This is a genomic window from Pseudomonas canadensis, from assembly GCF_000503215.1.
Classification (GTDB): Bacteria; Pseudomonadota; Gammaproteobacteria; order Pseudomonadales; family Pseudomonadaceae; genus Aquipseudomonas; species Aquipseudomonas canadensis.
On the sequence record NZ_AYTD01000013.1, the window covers coordinates 683,652 to 702,332 of the forward strand.

The 18,681-nt window shown below is 55.6% G+C and carries 22 protein-coding genes and 2 pseudogenes; 15 read left to right on the plus strand and 9 right to left on the minus strand.

Translation table 11 applies throughout. The annotated features are described in order from the left end of the window. Nucleotides 1-21: 21 nt before the first annotated feature. Together U367_RS0112075 and U367_RS0112080 are read right to left on the minus strand one after the other, a co-directional pair. Nucleotides 22-255 (minus strand): hypothetical protein, encoded by a 234-nt coding sequence (locus tag U367_RS0112075; RefSeq protein ID WP_028617151.1) that lies wholly within the window; start codon nt 253-255, stop codon nt 22-24. Nucleotides 256-360: 105 nt separating this feature from the next. After that, a complete protein-coding gene (locus U367_RS0112080; protein ID WP_028617152.1) occupies nt 361-1,305 on the minus strand; it encodes a hypothetical protein in 945 nt (314 codons plus the stop codon). 222 nt (nt 1,306-1,527) lie between these two features. On the opposite strand from U367_RS0112080, the gene U367_RS0112085 reads away from it, so the two are divergent. From U367_RS0112085 to U367_RS1000000130850, 6 genes are all read left to right on the plus strand, one after another. After that, nucleotides 1,528-2,517 carry a zinc-dependent alcohol dehydrogenase family protein gene (locus tag U367_RS0112085; protein WP_028617153.1) on the plus strand — a complete coding sequence of 330 codons (990 nt, stop codon included), beginning with the start codon at nt 1,528-1,530 and terminating at the stop codon, nt 2,515-2,517. 342 nt (nt 2,518-2,859) lie between these two features. After that, on the plus strand, nt 2,860-3,099 hold the full coding sequence (locus U367_RS0112090) for a DUF6124 family protein (RefSeq protein ID WP_028617154.1): 240 nt from the start codon (nt 2,860-2,862) through the stop codon (nt 3,097-3,099). A 487-nt stretch (nt 3,100-3,586) separates the two neighbouring features. Continuing rightward, nucleotides 3,587-4,039 (plus strand): hypothetical protein, encoded by a 453-nt coding sequence (locus U367_RS0112095; RefSeq protein WP_028617155.1) that lies wholly within the window; start codon nt 3,587-3,589, stop codon nt 4,037-4,039. After that, nucleotides 4,036-4,647 (plus strand): Nmad2 family putative nucleotide modification protein, encoded by a 612-nt coding sequence (locus U367_RS1000000132705; protein ID WP_161634121.1) that lies wholly within the window; start codon nt 4,036-4,038, stop codon nt 4,645-4,647. Before U367_RS0112095 ends, U367_RS1000000132705 begins: the two co-directional genes overlap by 4 nt. Before the next feature lie 243 nt (nt 4,648-4,890). Beyond that, on the plus strand, nt 4,891-6,096 hold the full coding sequence (locus U367_RS0112100; RefSeq protein ID WP_028617156.1) for a hypothetical protein: 1,206 nt from the start codon (nt 4,891-4,893) through the stop codon (nt 6,094-6,096). Between the two features lie 4 nt (nt 6,097-6,100). Next, nucleotides 6,101-6,775, plus strand: coding sequence for a uracil-DNA glycosylase (locus tag U367_RS1000000130850; RefSeq protein WP_073860021.1), 675 nt, complete (start codon nt 6,101-6,103; stop codon nt 6,773-6,775). A 156-nt stretch (nt 6,776-6,931) separates the two neighbouring features. Here the strand turns inward: U367_RS1000000130850 and U367_RS0112105 are convergent. After that, nucleotides 6,932-7,356: pseudogene (locus tag U367_RS0112105) on the minus strand (response regulator); the annotation flags it as partial. Nucleotides 7,357-7,412: 56 nt separating this feature from the next. Here U367_RS0112105 and U367_RS1000000132350 point away from each other — a divergent pair. Both U367_RS1000000132350 and U367_RS0112110 read left to right on the plus strand, forming a co-directional pair. Next, nucleotides 7,413-7,550 (plus strand): annotated as a pseudogene (locus U367_RS1000000132350) (DUF6124 family protein); the annotation flags it as partial. Nucleotides 7,551-7,823: 273 nt separating this feature from the next. Further along, entirely contained in the window at nt 7,824-8,192 is a 369-nt protein-coding gene (locus U367_RS0112110) for a hypothetical protein (RefSeq protein ID WP_028617158.1), read from the plus strand. A 131-nt stretch (nt 8,193-8,323) separates the two neighbouring features. Here the strand turns inward: U367_RS0112110 and U367_RS0112115 are convergent, their stop codons facing one another. Next, the gene (locus U367_RS0112115) at nt 8,324-8,911 is read right to left on the minus strand and encodes a TetR/AcrR family transcriptional regulator (protein ID WP_028617159.1); all 588 of its coding nucleotides are present in this window, start codon (nt 8,909-8,911) and stop codon (nt 8,324-8,326) included. A gap of 149 nt (nt 8,912-9,060) precedes the next feature. On the opposite strand from U367_RS0112115, the gene U367_RS0112120 reads away from it, so the two are divergent. The 4 genes from U367_RS0112120 to U367_RS0112135 all read left to right on the plus strand — a co-directional run bounded on the left by U367_RS0112120 (nt 9,061) and on the right by U367_RS0112135 (nt 12,986). After that, complete coding sequence (locus U367_RS0112120) at nt 9,061-10,161, plus strand: alkene reductase (RefSeq protein ID WP_028617160.1); 1,101 nt, start codon at nt 9,061-9,063, stop codon at nt 10,159-10,161. A 39-nt stretch (nt 10,162-10,200) separates the two neighbouring features. Beyond that, nucleotides 10,201-10,989: an SDR family NAD(P)-dependent oxidoreductase gene (locus tag U367_RS0112125; RefSeq protein WP_028617161.1), complete on the plus strand. Its 789-nt coding sequence runs from the start codon at nt 10,201-10,203 to the stop codon at nt 10,987-10,989. Nucleotides 10,990-11,071: 82 nt separating this feature from the next. Continuing rightward, a complete protein-coding gene (locus tag U367_RS0112130; RefSeq protein ID WP_028617162.1) occupies nt 11,072-11,941 on the plus strand; it encodes an alpha/beta fold hydrolase in 870 nt (289 codons plus the stop codon). 46 nt (nt 11,942-11,987) lie between these two features. Continuing rightward, nucleotides 11,988-12,986, plus strand: a complete 999-nt coding sequence (locus U367_RS0112135) for an NADP-dependent oxidoreductase (RefSeq protein WP_028617163.1) — start codon at nt 11,988-11,990, stop codon at nt 12,984-12,986. 546 nt (nt 12,987-13,532) lie between these two features. Here U367_RS0112135 and U367_RS1000000130865 read toward each other — a convergent pair. The 4 genes from U367_RS1000000130865 to U367_RS01000000130070 form a co-directional block, all read right to left on the minus strand. Beyond that, a complete protein-coding gene (locus U367_RS1000000130865; protein WP_073860023.1) occupies nt 13,533-14,051 on the minus strand; it encodes a GNAT family N-acetyltransferase in 519 nt (172 codons plus the stop codon). A gap of 271 nt (nt 14,052-14,322) precedes the next feature. Next, nucleotides 14,323-15,054: a hypothetical protein gene (locus U367_RS0112150; protein WP_028617165.1), complete on the minus strand. Its 732-nt coding sequence runs from the start codon at nt 15,052-15,054 to the stop codon at nt 14,323-14,325. Nucleotides 15,055-15,155: 101 nt separating this feature from the next. Continuing rightward, nucleotides 15,156-15,842 carry a hypothetical protein gene (locus U367_RS0112155; protein WP_050587871.1) on the minus strand — a complete coding sequence of 229 codons (687 nt, stop codon included), beginning with the start codon at nt 15,840-15,842 and terminating at the stop codon, nt 15,156-15,158. Between the two features lie 45 nt (nt 15,843-15,887). Next, complete coding sequence (locus U367_RS01000000130070; protein ID WP_236639975.1) at nt 15,888-16,106, minus strand: hypothetical protein; 219 nt, start codon at nt 16,104-16,106, stop codon at nt 15,888-15,890. A gap of 226 nt (nt 16,107-16,332) precedes the next feature. Between U367_RS01000000130070 and U367_RS0112165 the strand changes: the two genes are divergently transcribed. Next, entirely contained in the window at nt 16,333-16,632 is a 300-nt protein-coding gene (locus tag U367_RS0112165) for a hypothetical protein (protein WP_028617167.1), read from the plus strand. 17 nt (nt 16,633-16,649) lie between these two features. Here U367_RS0112165 and U367_RS0112170 read toward each other — a convergent pair whose 3' ends face one another. Beyond that, the gene (locus tag U367_RS0112170; RefSeq protein WP_028617168.1) at nt 16,650-17,258 is read right to left on the minus strand and encodes a LysE family translocator; all 609 of its coding nucleotides are present in this window, start codon (nt 17,256-17,258) and stop codon (nt 16,650-16,652) included. Nucleotides 17,259-17,370: 112 nt separating this feature from the next. On the opposite strand from U367_RS0112170, the gene U367_RS0112175 reads away from it, so the two are divergent. After that, nucleotides 17,371-18,234 (plus strand): LysR family transcriptional regulator, encoded by an 864-nt coding sequence (locus U367_RS0112175; protein ID WP_028617169.1) that lies wholly within the window; start codon nt 17,371-17,373, stop codon nt 18,232-18,234. 47 nt (nt 18,235-18,281) lie between these two features. Beyond that, nucleotides 18,282-18,644: a hypothetical protein gene (locus U367_RS0112180; RefSeq protein ID WP_028617170.1), complete on the plus strand. Its 363-nt coding sequence runs from the start codon at nt 18,282-18,284 to the stop codon at nt 18,642-18,644. The last annotated feature ends 37 nt before the right edge of the window (nt 18,645-18,681 follow it).

Sequence of the window (18,681 nt, forward strand, 5' to 3'; positions counted from 1 at the left end):
ACTCCTTGGAACCACGCTGTATCAGCCTTTCAATTCACCTGCACGGTGAGTCGCCGCGTCGTCGTAAATCACATACAACGACTCGGCGATCTGGCTTTTGATGGCCTTGGTGGACTCCAGCCCGAGCACAAACCCTTCGGCTTTACCGCCGGCACGGTTGAGTGCTTCGTGGGTGGCGGCACCGGTGATGGCGTCGAAGAGCTTGCTGGCGTGGGGGCCTACGCCTTTCGGCAGGGAGATTTGGTCGATGGACATGGGCAATACCTTGCGAGAGAGAGATCGGTAGCGCGTGGAACCACTGCCGGGAGGGCATGGTAGACCGGCTGGCATAGAAAGGGGCGGCTTTTGCGCAAATCGCACTCAGGGGCCGGACTTGAACCGGCCTTGAATCGCAATACGCAGACAGGCCCAGGCGATGTAGCCAATGATCACCACCTCGACGACACCGATAAACAGGTTGAATGAAAAGCTCACAGGGTGATCGGCCCAGTCGAAGGTCGTTGCACGTGATCGAAACCCACTGACCCGCAGCCGCCCGGTCAACAAGGCGGGCACCAGTGCGAAGACCTGCGACAGCTCCAACACCCCCAGAAACGCACCCAGCAAGCCCAGTAGACCCCGTGCGGGCCTGCCGATGGTTTCGGTCGATTCAGGTAAAGAAGCAGGCTCTTTTTCTTTTCGCGCACGGGCGACCTTGGCCGGGGATGGAGCAGGCCGATAGGGCGGCGGCTTGCGCGGCGCCGATGCATCGATCACGTCGGACGGCACCGCCACATTCAGATAGCCAGCCAACTCCACCAGCCACCGCTCGGTGCGTGGGCTGCCCGGCACTACCGGAACGTTGTCGGTGGTCAGGCGGTGCTCGGTGCCATCGCGCATCACCAGCCACAGCTGGGTGTAGACCGGCTCGGCCTGCGGACGGCGGCGCAGTTCGAGATGGCTGGGGTGGTCGAGCCGAAAGGCCTGACGCACACGCTCACGGCGCCCAAAGGCATTGCGGGTCAGACGTTGGCCTTCGCCGTCGTGCCGCGACAGGCGCAAGATCTCGCGAATGCCGGTGTAAAACATCAGGAACAGGCCAAGGGCAGGCATCAACAGCAACGCGAGCACGATCAGCAGCGAGGACAGTGGGTCCAGGCCGACCAGCGGCAAATACCCTTCAATGATTCCACACACCACAAACGACAAAGGCACGCTCACGGCCAGCCCGCCCACCAGCCACACAGCACCACTCTGTACCCTGTTGTGGGAGTGGATGAGCACGTCATCTTGCGCGGTACGCTCGAACCGATGGCCAATCCACATGCCGCTCTCCTGATGCGCTTGCGAGGCACCGGATGATACGGGAGCGCGCCCATTTCTTTCATGACCCTGCCCACAAAGCCGTGATATCGATAAGTTACTTCCCCCCTGGCCACTGTTCGGCACCTTGCTCAGCGCATCGACCCAGCCCAGTGGCGCTATGTTGGCACTGGCGATTGGAGTGGCCTACATTGAACGCCTCATCGATCAACACCGAGGCCCCCCATGCCACGCATTGTCCGAATCCACGCCTACGGCGACGCCAGCGTCTTGAAACTCGAAGACATCGACGTCCCTGCCCCCGCCGCCGATGAAGTGCAAATCGACGTCAAAGCCTTCGGCCTCAACCGCGCCGAAGTCATGTTCCGCAACCACGCCTACCTGCAAGAAGCCGAATTCCCCAGCCGCTTGGGCTACGAAGCGGCCGGCGTGGTCACCGCAGTCGGCGCCGACGTCATCGACCTCCAAGTGGGCGACGCCGTCAGCGTCATCCCACCGCTCGACATCGCCCGCTGGGGCACCTACGGCGAAGTCGCCAACGTGCCCGCCCACCTCACCGTCAAACACCCGCACAACCTCAGCTTCGTCCAAGCCGCCGCCTCGTGGATGCAATACGTCACCGCCTGGGGTGCCCTGGTCGAACAAGCCAAACTCACCACAGGCGACTTCGTACTGGTCACCGCCGCCTCCAGCAGCGTCGGCCTCGCCGCCTTCCAGATCGCCCGCAGCGTCGGCGCCACCGCCATCGCCGTCACCCGTACCCGCGCCAAACAACAAGCCCTGCTCGATGCCGGCGCCCACCACGTCATCGTCAGCGACGAAGAAGACCTGGTGCAACGCGTGATGCAACTGACCGACGGCAAAGGCGCCCGCGTGGTGTTCGACCCTATCGGCGGGCCGGGCTTTGAAGCACTCACCCAAAGCATGGCTCAGGGCGGGATCTTGCTGGAGTACGGCGCACTAAGTTCCGAGCCGACGCCGTTTCCGTTGTTTACCGTGTTGGGGAAATGTTTGACGCTCAAGGGGTATTTGTACGCCGAGATCGTCGCAGACCCGGCTGCGTTGGCGCGGGCCAAGGCGTTTATTTTGGATGGGCTCGCGTCGGGCGCGTTGGCGCCGGTGATTGCGAAGACGTTTGCGTTGGATGAGGTGCAGGACGCACATCGGTATTTGGAGGCGAACCAGCAGGTGGGCAAGGTGGTGGTGACGGTGTGAGGGCGATGTCCTAGGACATTTCCCAAAGCTGGGGATTGGGTTGCCCGATTGCCTACGCCTGCGTCAGAATCCGCCGGCTTGTGCGCTGGGGTGGTGGAATCTATGGTTGCGCGGTCGCTGAATTTTTCGGTGATCAGGTTTAGTAGCCTGATGGTAATGCCAGACAAAGTGCACAAGATTCAGTCAGTCAGACCTCCCGTCTGCACTTGATGGTGGCTGTGCGCAGGGCGCCTCCGGGCGCGCCGGCTTTCGTTTGGATTCCCCGGTCTACTAACCTGCGTACAGCTACCTCCCTTTTGTTTAGTAGCTGAGGGGTGGTGGCCTAAAAACAGGAATGCAAACATGTTTGAAGGTTCATCGGATTCGACGGCGCTCTTTTGTGTAGCCCCAGACGCCAGTAACGAAGCTCTCATTACCAACAGCTACGAAACGTTTAGCTCAGTTAGTACGCTGCTGCTTGACCTGTCCGAAAATCTGAGCGGTAAGCACCGCGATATTGTGTTGGCCATTCATCAACTGAGTGAGTTGGGTGTGCTCATGACAGCCAAACTACTAGAACGTGAAGCGCCTTGTATTGGCTGATTATTTTTCCACTCATCGCACTCTCACGCTTGGTCGCTGGATCGTCGCCTGCCGCATCAGACGATTTGGCGATTCACCCTTTGACAAGGACAGAAAATCCTAAGCAACCAATGGATAGCTGTCCATACGAATTAGGTTGTAGGGACCAAAAACTGATAAAACTGTCAGAAGGTTCTTTTTTGACATACACATTTCCACATAAAATTTCAAAAAATCATGAAAAGTGGAAACTTTTCAGTGGTTCTTCTTGAAAATCAAATACCTAGATCACAAACGTTCAGAACGCCTCCCCCGAATGCCCACACTTTTTTCGTAACCCACTTGTAGCAAACTGCCATCATGCGCTAGATTTCACATCAAAGTAACTAGAGTATCAAGTACGTAATTTACCAGGCATGCATCGGTACGATAGACCCATATCGTACTTGCAACCAAGATTCACTGTTCAAATACAAACTCGGGAATTCAACCAAAAAAGGAATTAATCATGTTGAATAGAAAGGCCTGCCTCGTTTTCACCTTTGGTTTAGAAAAAGAAGTACCGCCTATTACTGCGCAGCTCACGGAGGAAGGATTCAACGTGTGTACGGCGTCAGCTGATCAAGAGGTGGTTGAGGCAGCTCAAGCTGGAAGCCGCAGTGTTCCTGAAGCGGTGAGAAGCTGCATTGAGAACGCGGAAATTTGCGTATTTCTCATTCCTAATCAGGAATCCGTTGACGTGATTAATGCTGCTGGCTACGCCTGCAGCCAGGGAAACAGAATTATTGCTGTCGTGGAGAACATCCATGCCCTGCCACAGATCTTCGATGACATAGCTTTTTCAGTCGTGTGCATCGGAAGTCCCGGGGTAGCAGACGCATTTAAAGGTAGAAAGGTTTGGGAAACCCCTAACGGATCTGCAGACGGGAAGCGCGAAATCCAAAGGATCAAATGCCAATGAGTAACTTGCCAAGAATCTACTCATATAAACTTTCAAGAGATTATGGCTTCGCCCCAAACCCTTTTCACGGGGTCTGTACACTTGCCACATGTAAGCCCCAGATAAGGAGAGGCGCACAAGTAGGAGATCTTATAATTGGCTGCGGAAGCGCAGAGCTAAATATGCAAGGCAAAATAATCTTTGCCATGAGAATTTCAGAAAAAATGACATTTCAGCAATATTGGAACGACCCTAGATTCTCTCTGAAAAAAGTGAATTTCTATACTAGTAGATCAGCAGCATATGGAGACAATATTTATCACATTGAAAATAACCAATGGATACAAGAGGACTCTCATCACAGTCTCGACGATGGCATGGTACACGCCGAAAACTTGGCGCGAGACACTGGTTCAGACAATGTGTTGATCGGCACGGATTTTGTCTATTGGGGGGCGAATGCGCCAATAATGCCGCCTAATTTGCGCAACCTTGACGGAGACGATCTAGTTCCAAACGGAAGAAACTACAGATCAGTCTTCTCAGACTCTGCCAGAAATAGTGTGACAGAGTGGTTTATTAATCTCCCTCAAAGAGGAAATCTCGGGCGCCCGGCATGCTGGCCCTAGGCTCAGCATACGCTGCGTGCTCACTATAATTTATCGTTCGTAAAGTCTAGATAATCACGCACAATCGAGCAAAAGATCATTAAACCCACTAATCACCACTCCAAGAACAAACAACCAAAAAAACATCATCAAACTTAAAATATCAACACACAAAAGCTGTATATCTAATAAACTCAGCACCACCAGCAACACCGAACGCCTTAGCCTTATGAGAGGCGCAATAAATGGAGAAAGGAAATTTCCATGTCTAAGCCTGTGCGCCAGCCTGCTCCACTCTCTATTCATGACTACAAACTCAAAGCTTATGCTACCAATCAGTTCCAACAAGATGAGGATGGATTTCAAAAAATAATATTCGGATACTTCGGTGAAATTGGCGGACTTTTATCTGCACTTAAAAAGTCCGGACGCGACAAACTTGCAGCCACAGAGACCGATTTAGCTGGTGAAGAGCTTGGCGACGCCCTTTGGTATCTAGTAAACATTGCGGGTTTTCTGAATGTAGACGCCAACCAAATCGGCGATCAATGTATCAGGTCACTGCGCGTAAAATATCAAGAGTCCGAACAGGACCCCATGGAGCCAGTAACCTTTCGTCACATTGATAGTTTGATGGAGATCCGGAGAACTCCTGGCTCTATCAACCGTTCATCCCAACTTGGATACCTGGCGTATCATGTTGGTATTTTAGCTAATACTTCTTTCGCAGAATACCAATCTATGGTTCCTCATATCCGGGCCGAAAACATGGGACTACATCTCGCCGAACTAGCTATCACCTGCGCCAGCTTTGATCTGAGACTAGAAGACGTAGCTCGCTCCAACCTGGCAAAAATCCATAGTCGGTGGCCAGGGGAAGATGGGCTTTATCCGGCCCCATTTGATGCAGGATATGCTGAGCATGAACAGTTTCCTCCAACACTTGAAATAACGTTCACTGAAAGAGGCGATAGAAAACACGGCTACGTAGTTCAGAGCCTGAATGGTGTTTTTATTGGGGATCGATTAACAGATAATAGTAATGAGCCTGATGACTATCGATTCCATGATGTTTTTCATCTTGCTTATTTGGCATTTCTAGGATGGTCACCAGTTCTGAGAGGGTTGCTCAAGCGTAAGCGCAAATCGAATCCGAAGACGGATGAGAATGAAGATGGTGCCCGCGCAATGATTATCGAAGAAGGCATCGCGACGTGGATTTTTAACCATGCGAAGGAGCAGGAATTTTATACCGACGAACGGCGCCGAGGCTTAGATTATCGCGTTCTCAAGCAAATAAGCAGCATGGTACAGGGTTATGAGGTCCAAATTTGTCAGCTTTGGCAGTGGGAAAAAGCTATAGTTGAGGGCTTTAGTGTTTTCCTACAGTTGCAGGAGCATCGTGGAGGGACCGTGAAAGTCGACGTGCTCAAGCACACTATTGATTTTTTTCCTCCCGCGAAGAATTGATCCCATGACCCCAACAGCTTTTGTGAATGCCCTGTCAGAACTGAAATTAGACAACGTATTCAATCCCTATGCCGATACCTGTCCGGTCCATGATCGCGCCGATGCTGCGTCTGCACGCCGACGAAATCTTCGTGGGTATCTGAAGGCAGCGTTAGAAATTGGTGTGGACACCATTTGGATGGGACGCGACCTCGGGTACCGCGGAGGAAGAAGAACCGGTTTGGCACTTACGGACGAATACCACCTCCCTGAAATGACGCAGCGCTATCCCGGTTCAAACTTCAAGCAGGCAACGAGGGGCCCGGCAGTTTCTGAACGTACCGCCTCGGAAATTTGGTCAGTATTGCGCTCACTTGAGCTGCCACCACTGCTATGGAACGTTTTCCCATTCCACCCCCATGAACCGGGCAATCCTTTTACTAACCGTAAATTCACAGCTCGTGAACTCCAACAAGTCGACGTTTTAAATGGCATGTTGATCAAATGGCTAAAAGTGCGCAGGGTAGTTGCAATTGGCCAGGACGCATTTAACTACGCAAACCGGTTTGAAGTTGAAGTCATTGCCATTCGTCACCCTAGCTATGGAGGCATTAAAGATTTCCGCAACGGCATGAGTTCACTCTATGGCATTCCACTCGAAACTTTAGGTACGAGACAACATCAAGGATCGTTATTTTGAATAAAGTTGGGCCGCTCGCCTTGGGTTCATTTTATTCCGCTTGCATAAATAAAACGCCGTCAATTTAGACTTTTTGGTATTAATGCCGTTTAGCGCTAAGCGGCGTTTATTAGCTAGCAACGACATGGGGCTGGCTAATCTTAATTAAACACGTCCCTACCTCCCCAACAACTCCCGAACCCTCCCCCCAAAACCTCCACCGCAAACGGCTTCGTCAAAACTCCCATCCCCGCCCCCAACTGCCCATACCCTATCACCGCATTCTCCGCATACCCCGTAATAAACAACGTCTTCAACCCCGGCCTCAGCTCCATCCCCGCCTCAGCCATCTGCCGCCCATTCATCCCGCCCGGCAACCCCACATCCGTCACCAGCAAATCAATATGCACATCCGACCTCAACAACTTCAGCCGTGCCGCGCTGTCTGCCGCTTCGATCACGGTGTAACCCAGCTCCCCCAGTACATCGGCAAGCAGCATGCGCACGGTGGATTCGTCGTCGACCAGCAGCACGGTTTCGCCGTGTTGGGCGACTTCGATATCCACTTGCCCTGGGGCCAGCTCGTCACCCGGCGCGGCGCCGTGGGGAAAAAGGGGACAGATTTATTTCTGGTAAAAATAAATCTGTCCCCTTTCTCGGTACTCTTCTGCTCGACCTCTCGGAAGACCTCAGCGGTAAGCACCGTGACATTGCACTGGCGATTCACCAACTGAGCGAATTGGGCGTGCTGATGACGGCAAGACTCCTCGACCGCGAAGCACCGTGCCCTCGTTAAATAACAGAAATTCCAGTCACTAGCGGACTGCTCGCCGAATCGTCGTATGCGGGAGTTACGATTTGGCGACTTTGCTTCCCATGAAATCGATGAACTCCGGAGCAGGTCTAAACTCCCGGCTTTACCTATGTAGTTCAGGGTCTGCTTTCGGCCAACACCGGCCATTCCACCTGTCTAATTAAGTAGAGGAGTTTCGGACTCCAGTCCACTCTCTCGCAGTGCGCCGTAAAAATGCACCTAGACTCTGTGTGGTGAGCACCTTAAGGACAGTACATGGAAATCACGATTAAACGGAAAAAAGGACTGTTTCATAGCGCCTATGGCCAGGCTATCCCGCTGGCAATCTTTATTGATGGAGTGGTCGTAGGGCGTCTGGAAGCGGGTGAAACATTGTCTCTGGACCTTCCGGACGCCTGCGGGATGTTGCAAGTCGGCATGCTTGACCCTGGAAATTCGCCTTACATTGGAAGCACGTCTGGTGAGGTCATATCGACCAGCAACGCACAGAGCGTTACCGCTGGGCAAACCGTACAGGCTTTTTCGGTAAGAACTCGGAGATGGGTTCTTTTTGACGTGCTGGGCTTGGCTGGCTCGGCGCCATTTAACCGTTGGGTGCTGGTGCTCGAGATAGATCAAACTTAGGAAGCCCTGACAGGCTGCAATCGGCCAAAAACCGTCATTCGCGCCCCATCGTTTTGGACTCAAATCAGCTTTCTGCTCCGAGCATAATCATCGCACTTCTACTGAAGCTACTCTTTGAATGAGCGCCGTCTCTACACCGGCTCCACCTCATCGACCGGCAATGAAGCAACCATTTCTGCCCGGCACACTTCAAGTATTTCATCAGCAAGTGCGGAGTCATCCGGGCAAGCGCGCGACAAAATAATCGCGCCGACGGCACGTGAAAGCAGGTCGATCATTTTCTTTCTGCCCTCACCCGGCTCAGGATCCGTTCCTGTCGGGTATTTCTCTTCTAGCGTCTGCAGGGTGTGTTCTATGCCTTCGGCAAACGTCGCTTTCACATCGTCCGCCTGACGCGCCGCGTCGCCACACAGCGCGGCCATCGTGCAACCACTGCCGCGTCCGTCGCGATGCTCTCTATTCACGTAGACGTTGATGAAGCCCGGAACATCCAGAGCTTGGGCGGCTGTCAGCGATTTGGCCAGACTGCACGCCGAGGCTTCGGCCATCAGGTCTGCCTTCGACCCGAAATGTTTGTAGAAACCACCATGAGTGAAACCGGCGGCCGCCATGAGATCAGCAATGCCGACGCCGTCAAAGCCCCGCTCACGGAACAGCTCTGAGGCGGTTTCAACGATGCGCTCTCGATTTGCCTGCGCCTGGGCCTTGGTTACTCTCACTTGCAATACCTCGTGTTTCCCGGGAAATCCTAAGTCCGATGATACATAGATGTCACCTATAATCAAAATTGTTGACAGTTTAGATTTCGATCATCATCCTAATTGCAAGCACCACTGATCTTCATCAACGGGCACGGAAGATTCATCAGATGACCAAGCAGACTCTGTTCACTCCTTACATACTAGGCAGCCTCACGCTATCAAACCGCGTCATTCTCGCGCCGCTGACACGCAACCGCGCCGGTCAAGGCTTCGTCCCTAGCGAATTCGCGGCGACCTATTACAGCCAGCGCGCCAGCGCCGGCTTGCTAATCAGCGAAGCCACGCAGATTTCCCGGCAGGGACAGGGCTATCAAGACACCCCGGGAATCTACACGCCGGCACAGATCGATGGCTGGCGCGCCGTGACTGATGCCGTGCATGCCAAGGGAGGAAAAATCTTTCTGCAACTGTGGCATGTCGGCCGCGTCTCGCACGTCGACCTGCAGGAAAACGGCGCTGCCCCCGTGGCCCCTTCTGCGCTACGCGCCGCCACCAAAGTGTTCGTCAACAACCGCTTCGAAGACGTCTCCGAGCCTCGCGCACTGGACATCAGCGAACTGCCGGGAGTCGTCAGCGACTTCCGTCAGGCGGCGGCCAATGCGATCGCCGCTGGCTTCGATGGCGTGGAAATTCACGGTGCCAACGGCTACCTGCTCGATCAATTCCTCAAGGACAACGCCAATCTGCGCACCGATGCTTACGGCGGCTCGATTGAAAATCGTGCTCGTCTGTTGCTCGAAGTGACGGAGGCTGTGGTTAGTGAGATCGGTGCCGACCGCACCGGTGTACGCCTGTCACCAGTGTCGCCGGCCAATGGCGTATCCAGCAGCGATCCGCAGGCGCAATTCGATTACGTCGTAGAACAACTCGACGCCCTCGGCGTGGTTTACCTACACGTGGTCGAAGGCGCGACCGGCGGCCCGCGTGACGTGGCGCCCTTCGATTTCGCCGCCCTGCGCCAGCGCTTCAAAAACACCTACATCGCCAACAACGGCTATGACCTCGATCTGGCCACCTCGCGGCTCGCTGAAGACCAGGCAGACCTGATCGCCTTCGGTCGCCCCTTCATTGGCAACCCGGACCTGGTGGAACGCCTGAAACATGGTGCGCCGTTGTCCGCGTTCAATCCCGCCACCCTCTATGGCGGCGGCGCGGCAGGCTACATCGATTACCCGACACTGGCTGAATCGAGCATCAGCGCAAGCTGAGCTCGTTCTGTTTCTCATATCCTGAAAGAGAGATACCCCATGAGCACTCGCCCAACTGTTTTGATCACTGGCGCCTCCACCGGGATTGGCGCCGTCTACGCCGAACGCTTTGCACAACGCGGCCACGATCTGGTGGTAGTTGCCCGCGATCAGGCGCGCCTGGATGTACTGGCCGCGCGCTTGCGCAGCGAACACAACGTCAACGTCGATGTGATCCCGGCGGACCTGACTCAACCCGGCGATCTGAGCAACGTTGAAAACCGTCTGCGCGACGACGCCCACATCGGGATCCTCGTCAATAACGCCGGCGCTGCACTGTCCGGTCATTTCGTCGAGCAAAGCACCGATAAAGTGGCGCAACTGGTCGCCCTCAATACCACGGCGCTGGTTCGGCTCGCCAGCGCCATCGCTCCACGCCTGGCCAAGGCCGGTGAAGGTTCGATCATCAACATCGGTTCGGTTGTAGGCCTCGCACCGGAATTCGGCATGACGGTCTACGGTGCGACCAAGGCCTTTGTGCTTTTCCTGTCCCAAGGTTTGAGCCTGGAACTGTCGCCTCAAGGCGTCTACGTGCAGGCCGTGCTGCCGGCCGCCACGCGTACGGAAATATGGGATCGCTCCGGCGTCGACATCAACACCCTGAGTGAAATCATGGAAGTGGGCGATCTGGTGGATGCCGCTCTCGTCGGCTTCGATCGTCGCGAACCCGTGACCATTCCGCCGCTGCACGAAGCGGAGCGTTGGGATGCCCTGCAGGGCGCACGACTGGGCCTGATCGGGCAAATACGTCAGTCCGCGGTTGCTCAGCGTTACCAGACTCCAGAGTGATCTTCAGGTAGTGAGCATTTGGGGCGGATTCGATGCAAGCGCAAGGCGTTGCATCGAATCCGTCCAGAAATCGGGAGTGGTAATGAATTCAGCCCAGACAAATCCCCCTTCGGGTTCGCCAACGTCGTTCATCAACGCTTCGAACCAATCGATCACGGTCAACGGTATTCCATTCGCCTACCGCGATATCGGCCCCACTACCGGTGTGCCCCTTGTAATGTTCAACCATTGGGGCGCGGTGCTCGATAACTTCGATCCCGCAATCATCGATGGCCTGGCGCAAACCCGACGCGTCATTACCACCGACTATCGTGGCATCGGCGGCTCGGGTGGAACCGCGCCACTGACCGTTGGCGAGATGGCCGACGATGCGATTCAGTTGATCCGTGCGCTGGGGCTGGAAACCGTTGATGTGCTCGGATTCTCCCTCGGCGGCTTCGTCGCTCAGGACATCGCTCTGAAGGCGCCTGATCGGGTGCGGCGGTTGATTCTGACCGGCACCGGGCCGGCTGGCGGCAGCGGTATCGGCAAAGTTGGCGCGGTGTCGTGGCCATTGATTCTCAAAGGCCTGCTGACCCTGCGCGATCCGAAATTCTACCTGTTCTTCACTTCTACGGCCAACGGCCGTCGATCTGCCGCGCAGTATTTGCAGCGCCTGCAAGCCCGTAAGAACAATCGTGACCAAGGCCCGACGCCCCGTGCTTTCCTGCGCCAGTTGAAAGCGATCACCGCGTGGGGCAAACAGCCGCCGCAAGACCTCGAACGCTTGCGGGCACCTGCGCTGGTCGTCAACGGCGACACCGATATCATGGTGCCCAGCATCAATTCGTTTGAACTGGCCAAGCGTATCCCCAACGCAGAGCTGGTGATTTATCAGGATGCCGGTCACGGCGGGATTTTCCAGCACCACGTTGATTTTGTGGCCAAGGCGCAGGCGTTCCTCGATGCCTGACCACGCACCGACTACGCTCCCTACAACCGACAAGAGCCGCACCTCGATGAAAGCATTTCTTATTGATCGCTACGGCAAGCAACCCGGACGCCTCGGCGAAGCGTCAGCCCCGGAAGTGGGTGCCCACGACGTCTTGATCGAGGTCCATGCCAGCAGTGTCAACGTGCTGGACTCGAAGATCAGCACAGGCGAGTTCAAGCTGATCCTGGCCTACTCGTTTCCGCTGATTCTGGGCAACGACTTGGCGGGGGTAGTGGTGACAGTCGGCTCGCATGTGACACGCTTCAAACCAGGTGACGAAGTGTACGCTCGCCCGCCGCAAGGACGGATCGGCACGTTCGCCGAAAGGATTGCCGTGGACGAGAACGCGATCGCCCTGAAACCAGCCAATACCAGCATGGCGCAAGCCGCGTCCCTGCCCTTGGTGGCACTGACTGCCTGGCAAGTGCTGGTCGACACCGCCCGGCTACAAAAGGGCCAGAAGGTGTTGATTCACGCAGGCTCCGGCGGCGTCGGCACCATTGCCATCCAGCTTGCCAAACACCTGGGTGCCTTTGTCGCCACAACCACCAGCACCGCGAATGTCGAATGGGTCAAGCTGCTGGGGGCTGACGTGGTCATCGACTACAAAAAGCAGAATTTCGAAAATGTCTTACACGGCTACGACGTGGTGTTGAACAGCCTCGGCACCGATGTCTTGGACAAGTCACTCAAGGTCCTCAAACCCGGCGGCCAACTGATTTCCATCTCAGGGCCGCCCACTGCGCTGTTCGCACAGGAGCAAGGGTTATCCTGGCCATTGCAGCAGGTTATGCGTCTGCTGAGCCTCGGCATTCGGCGCAGGGCACGCAAGCAGGACATCAAGTACTCGTTCGTGTTCATGCGCGCCAACGGCACCCAACTGCAACAAATCAGCGCACTGGTTGAGGCGGGCATCATCAATCCGGTGATTGATCGAACGTTTTCCTTTGAATCAACGGCAGAGGCTCTGAAATACGTCGAACAGGGACGGGCCAAAGGCAAGGTCGTCGTTACGATCAAATGACTACCCGCCTATCAATGCCGACTGCGCCCGAGCAATTTGAAGCACACCAGCACTCGTCATCCGAGCTGAGCGAGTCGGCTGCAAAAAAGTTGTCGAAACAGATAGCGCCACAAACAGACCTCTTACCTGTTGCACCGACAGTGATCTTATGGCGCAGTTTGATGCTTCAGCAGTAGAAATCTGGGTGTATGAGAGGCGTGCAGTATGGCTAGCGCCGAATATCGCTGACGCCAACTCCCTATCCGAGTTGGGAAAGTATCGGGCGAATGATTCAGGGCGAAAACGAGCAGGCGTGAACGGCAGCTTCTGGCCGATAGCAGACAGTCATTCTCGCTCTGCTCCGGAGTACACAACTATCCCCCTACCTCCCCAGCAACTCCCGAACCCTCCCCCCAACACCTCCACCGCAAACGGCTTCAACGCACCTATCCCGCCCAGCAACCCCACATCCATCACCAGCAGATCAATGTGCACATCCGACCTCAACAAACGTCCGGCAGACTCACCTTCCTTTCCTAGAGGCTTGGAGGCCTGACAGTTTTGTAATTACGCCACTGGCCATGCCATGGCACACCGACTGTCCGGAGCGAATCCATGCTTGTATTCCTCACTCAATATCCCCGCCAGCCTCTCATCTAGATCTGCGGTGGCTTTAGCCTGAAAGCCTATGCGGGAGTAAAAGGGTGCATTCCATGGCACGTTTGTGAATGTTGTAAGCGTTACAAAACTAAGTCTGATTGAGCGCGCATAATCCTTCGCGGCCTCAACCAGTCGCCGCCCTGTACCTTGTCCTTGCATCGATTGCATCACTGATAATTCATAGATATGAAGATCACTGCCATGGCGCTCGGCGCTGAGAAATCCTTGTGGCCGATTCTCGGCATCAAGTGCAACCCAACATGTCGATAGCGCAATGAGTTGGCTATGACGTTCGATGGACATCGGAGGCGATTCAGCCAGCCAACTCAACTCATCAATCAAGCGAAATGCTTGAGCAGCGGAGGTTTCAATGGCAGGCAGGCGTTGTGCATCTTCCGGTACAGCAAGGCGGATAGTTACAGGCATATATTGCCTTTGGTGAGGTGAGTGAGGTAGCGGTCAAACTGGAAAAGCCAGCTTTGAATAGTCGAAGATATCATGCACTCAGACGACCGGACGCGCACCCTTGGGGCACAGCAACTGCAGGGTGCCGAACGGCGAGCCGGAGAGGGCTTTGAGGTCTTGCTCGCCGATCAGGTCAAGGCTAATGCGGTGCAGGCATTCGATGTCCTAGAGGGCGGACTCCGAGTCGCTCAATCGTTATTCTTCAAGATAGGCGACACGCTTATGACCGGGACTACTTCTCCCTACCTTTAATCGATGTAAGCGCATCAAACGCTCGCTCATAGAGCGTTAGAGGCGTCTTGCCGAAGGAAACCGGCGTGGGTGAAAACGCCTCAAAAAACTTCACCGCCCTGTCGGCATTACCATTTGAGGCGATGAGTGCGCCTGCCTGGGCATCGTGTAACTCTGCCAATTGAGAGTAGTACCGTAAAAAAGAAATTGCGACTTGAAGCATGAGGATGGCTAACGCAATCGCGCCGATAGAAAATGCAATGGAAGAAAGTGAAGAAACCCAATCAGAACCTCTCATTGCTGACTCTGGTTCCTTTGCTTTGGACGCTTTTTCGGCGCGCTCATACAGCCCAACCAATCGATCAACTTCATGCAGGTAGGCCAGGCGTTCCTCTGACATAAGCTCTACTTTCTTCACCTTCTCGCCATCCATTGCTTTGCCCATGGCGACCAATTCATCAGGGTAGGCCTTATTCAATAAATCTCGGGAGGTACGCAGAAAAATACTGGGGTCACGTGGCGCGCTATTCGAAATTCTTTCTGCAAAACTTCGGTAGGACGTGATGCCACCCACATTAAAAAAATACACAACCGTTACGGCGGTAAAGATCGCGAAAAACATACTGATCGCAATAATTCGCCTCGTTTGCCGCGCGAGCAAAGCCCGTGCTTTCAAGTCCTCGATCGCGGCCTTAAAGTCAAACCCTTTAAATCCCTGGTCTAATTCTTCCATCTTCTTCTCTCTATCATTTTAAACACACAACAGGGGCGTTTCTTCGATGAACATCCCCAACAAACCTACCGATTTGTTGCAAGTGAAGCCCCTGCTGTTTCTTACAACCCACGCCCATACTCAAACAGCGCCATATCCATAACACGAGCAGTGGAATATGGCAGTTTCAGCCGCGTCGTTTTCAACACCAACGTGCGAACCTTCAACTCTCGGACCACACCTGCCAGCGCAGTGAGGCCCTTTCCGCTGGCCGCAGTGATGTGTGGAAGGCGCGGAAATAGATCTCGGCAAGCCGCAATATAAAAGCGGTCCAGCGCCGGGCACTCCCCCCAGACGCCCATCAGGATTTTGGTCTTGAGCGTATCCGTCCAAGAGACGTTACTGGCCAGCTGCTCCATCGCCCCTAATACATCGTCCAAGAGCTTCTGGTTGTAGACCAGGTTTGGCGAGCCCGCTGCAAAATCATCCAAAGAGAGCTCAAGCAATTCCGGACCTTTGCCCGTAAAGAGAGACTTGGCCAATGCTTTCATCAGATCAAGGTTGCTGTTTTGCAACAACCCCGAGGAGCCGCGGCACATCCCCCAGTTCGCCAGGTAGAACCCGATGTGCAGCGCTGTCGTGTCGATCTGATCATCATTGATTAGGTCCGCCCAATGAGGTCGGCATTCGTCCCAGATGTACTCGTAGAGGAACTCCCATGCCTTGAGTCGCGGATAGTCGTTACCCGGTGATGGCTGGATATTCTGGTAATACATTTGAGCATAACGGTTAACGTCAAACATCTTCATCCGGCTTCCTGCGCGAGGCTTCCCTATTGATTACCGCAGCGCAAGTTATCGGCAGGGCGGGCGAGATAATGAGGGCAACATGCCGATCTCAGCAGTCAGCCCCAGCAACTCATTCACCCGTTCAAGGGCTTCCTGCTGATAGCCCTCACGCCAACGCGCGGAGAAGTCCTCGGGCCTGCCCTGCTCTTCCCACTCGGCCAATGCCAAGCCATTGATGATTTCCAGCTCGAACCATTGGCGCTGCCACGCGGCAGCGTCCACCACCAGCACAGTGTCCTGCTACAGGAACTCGGTGTGAGCGACAAATTGGCTCCATGGAAACAGCCCGTATGGGGCCCTTTCTGCCTGCGCGATCAGTTGCGCTTTGTCCATTTAATGCTCCTTTCTAACGACGCCCTCTTTTTCCCAGCCATGCTCTCACAGCGCAGAAAAATAGCCTGGCATTGTTGTAGACTTCCCGGCCCTCAACCCCCTACTTGAGAACATGGACGTGAAAAAAATCCTGCTGCTCGGATGCATCTCCTCGGCCTTGACCGGCTGCACCTTCACCGGCGCCAATGAAGTCGCACCGGGCGAATACATGATCACCAGCCATGGCAGCATCTTCAATTCCCGAGAAGGCCTGCTGGAAAACATCAACCAGAAAGCCGCGAAAGTCTGCGACGGCAAGCCGTATCACCTGGAAGGCGACAGTGGCGCGAACATGGTGGTGAGTACCACCACGCATATCGGCCAGACGCCCACTACCGTGCTGGGCTTGAAAGCGGTGTGTGAAGGTCGCAAGGACTGAAGCCCATGCCATTGCCGTCAGCTGTGGATGGGTAACGCCAACCCAAACAGCACAAAGAACCCGCCGCAGACTTTGTTGAACCGTCGCCCCGTTCGCGCCAGCCAAGGCCGAACGCGGTGCGCGGCGCTTGCCACGGTGTATTCAACGACAAACTCGACGACCGCGTAGGTCAACGCAATGGCGGCCGTCTGCGCGATGAGGTTTCTGTGTGGGTCGAGGAACGGTGGAATAAACGCGGTAAACAGCAACAAGGCCTTGGGGTTTGACAGGGCCGATACCCACCCTTGGCGGAACAGCGACCAGTGTCGCTGGCTCACCGTGCCGGTCGTATCCAGGCTGACGGGGGCCGAGCGCCACAGGCCGAAACCCAGCCAGATCAGATAAAGCCCGCCGGCCACTTTCAAAGCCATGAACCAGGTGGCCGAAGCCTGGATCAGTGCCCCCAGGCCCAACGCGCACAGCGTCAGCACCATGGCAAAGCCGAGTACACCACCGCTGATGGTGAACAGGGTTTTGCGGCTGCCGTGGAGCGCGCCATGGGTCAGCACCAGCAACGCATTAGGGCCTGGGACTACGGCGATGCCGCAGCAGGTGAAGAAGTAGAGCAACCAAGTCTCGAAGGGCATGATCAGGTCCGGCAACGGTGGATTCAAGCCCGCATCCTGCGAGTGAACGGCTATCATGAAAAGCGCATAATTCACGCCACAGCCATTCGATTAACGAATAGAGACAACCCGCATGCCTTCCAGTGATTTGCAGATCGATTGGCTCAAGTGCTTTGTGGCGGTGGTGGACGCCGGTTCGCTGTCGGGCGCAGCCCATGAGGTGAACCGGTCGCAGTCTGCCGTCAGTATGCAAATGAAGAAACTGGAGGCCGCGCTGGGACGCCCCTTGTTGAACCGTGGCCCGAGGCATCTGCAGTTGACCGATGACGGCCAGACGCTGCTGGGTTATGCGCGTCGTATGCTCGCCCTGCACGCCGAGACCCAGGCGGCGTTTCATGGCGAAACCTTGACCGGGCGCATCCGCCTTGGGGTCGCGGAAGACTATGCGGCCAAGTACCTCACGCCGGTGCTCAAGCGTTTTGCGCCGCGCTACGCCGGTGTGGACATTGAACTGACCTGTGAACAGTCCACCGCCCTGATCCCACGGGTGCGTAGCGGTGATCTTGATCTGGCGCTGGTGTCCAGGGACTCGCCGCACAGTGGCACCTTCCTGTTCAAGGAACCGATGGTGTGGGTAGGCTCGCCTCAGTTCGAACTGTGGCGCCGGGACCCGGTGCCCATCGCCGTCTACGAAAGCGCCAGCCTGGCGCGGCGGTATGCGGTGAATTCACTGGCCCAGCAGGGGCGTCAGTTCAAGGTGGTGTACAACAGCTCCAGCCTCGCCGGCCAAGTGGCTGCGGTCGAGGGCGGGCTCGCGATTGCCGCGATCACTCAGTGCACCGTGCAGCCGTCACTGCAGGTCTTGGGCAGCGAACAAGGGTTGGGGAGTATTGAACCGATGGAGGTGTCGATTCTGCGCAGTCGAGACTCTCGCGGGTCCAAGGCGGTCAACAGTCTGCATGCGTTTATCATCCGTGCGCTTAGGGTTCAGGCGTAGCGCGCGCCCTGTTAATCTGCGGCACCTGCCTTCTTACGGAGCTCTCTGTGAGTTCATCAAAACGCGACAGCACCCGCATCGAACGCCGCCTTGTCGCCGCGCTCACCGACGCCTGCGAAACCGCCAAAGCCGAAATCCCCGGGTTTGAATGGCTGACGCACACGGTCAATTACGCCGACTTCCCCGGCAGCCTGCGTATCACCTGGGTCTTTGACACCCGCGCCAGCCAGGCGCAGGCCGTGGCGACAGGGCTGGACGCGCGTATCCGCGAGTTGACCGCCTCCGCGCTGCACGACGCCGAGATCCCGCCGGTACCGATGGCGCGTTGCGTTCACTTGGATTCTGAAGAAGCCTGCCATGCGCAGCACGGCAGTAACTGGCGTTTGCGCCTGATGCGCTCAGCCAACTAGAGACTGACATCCAACTGCTGGATAATGTCTCCGCCCT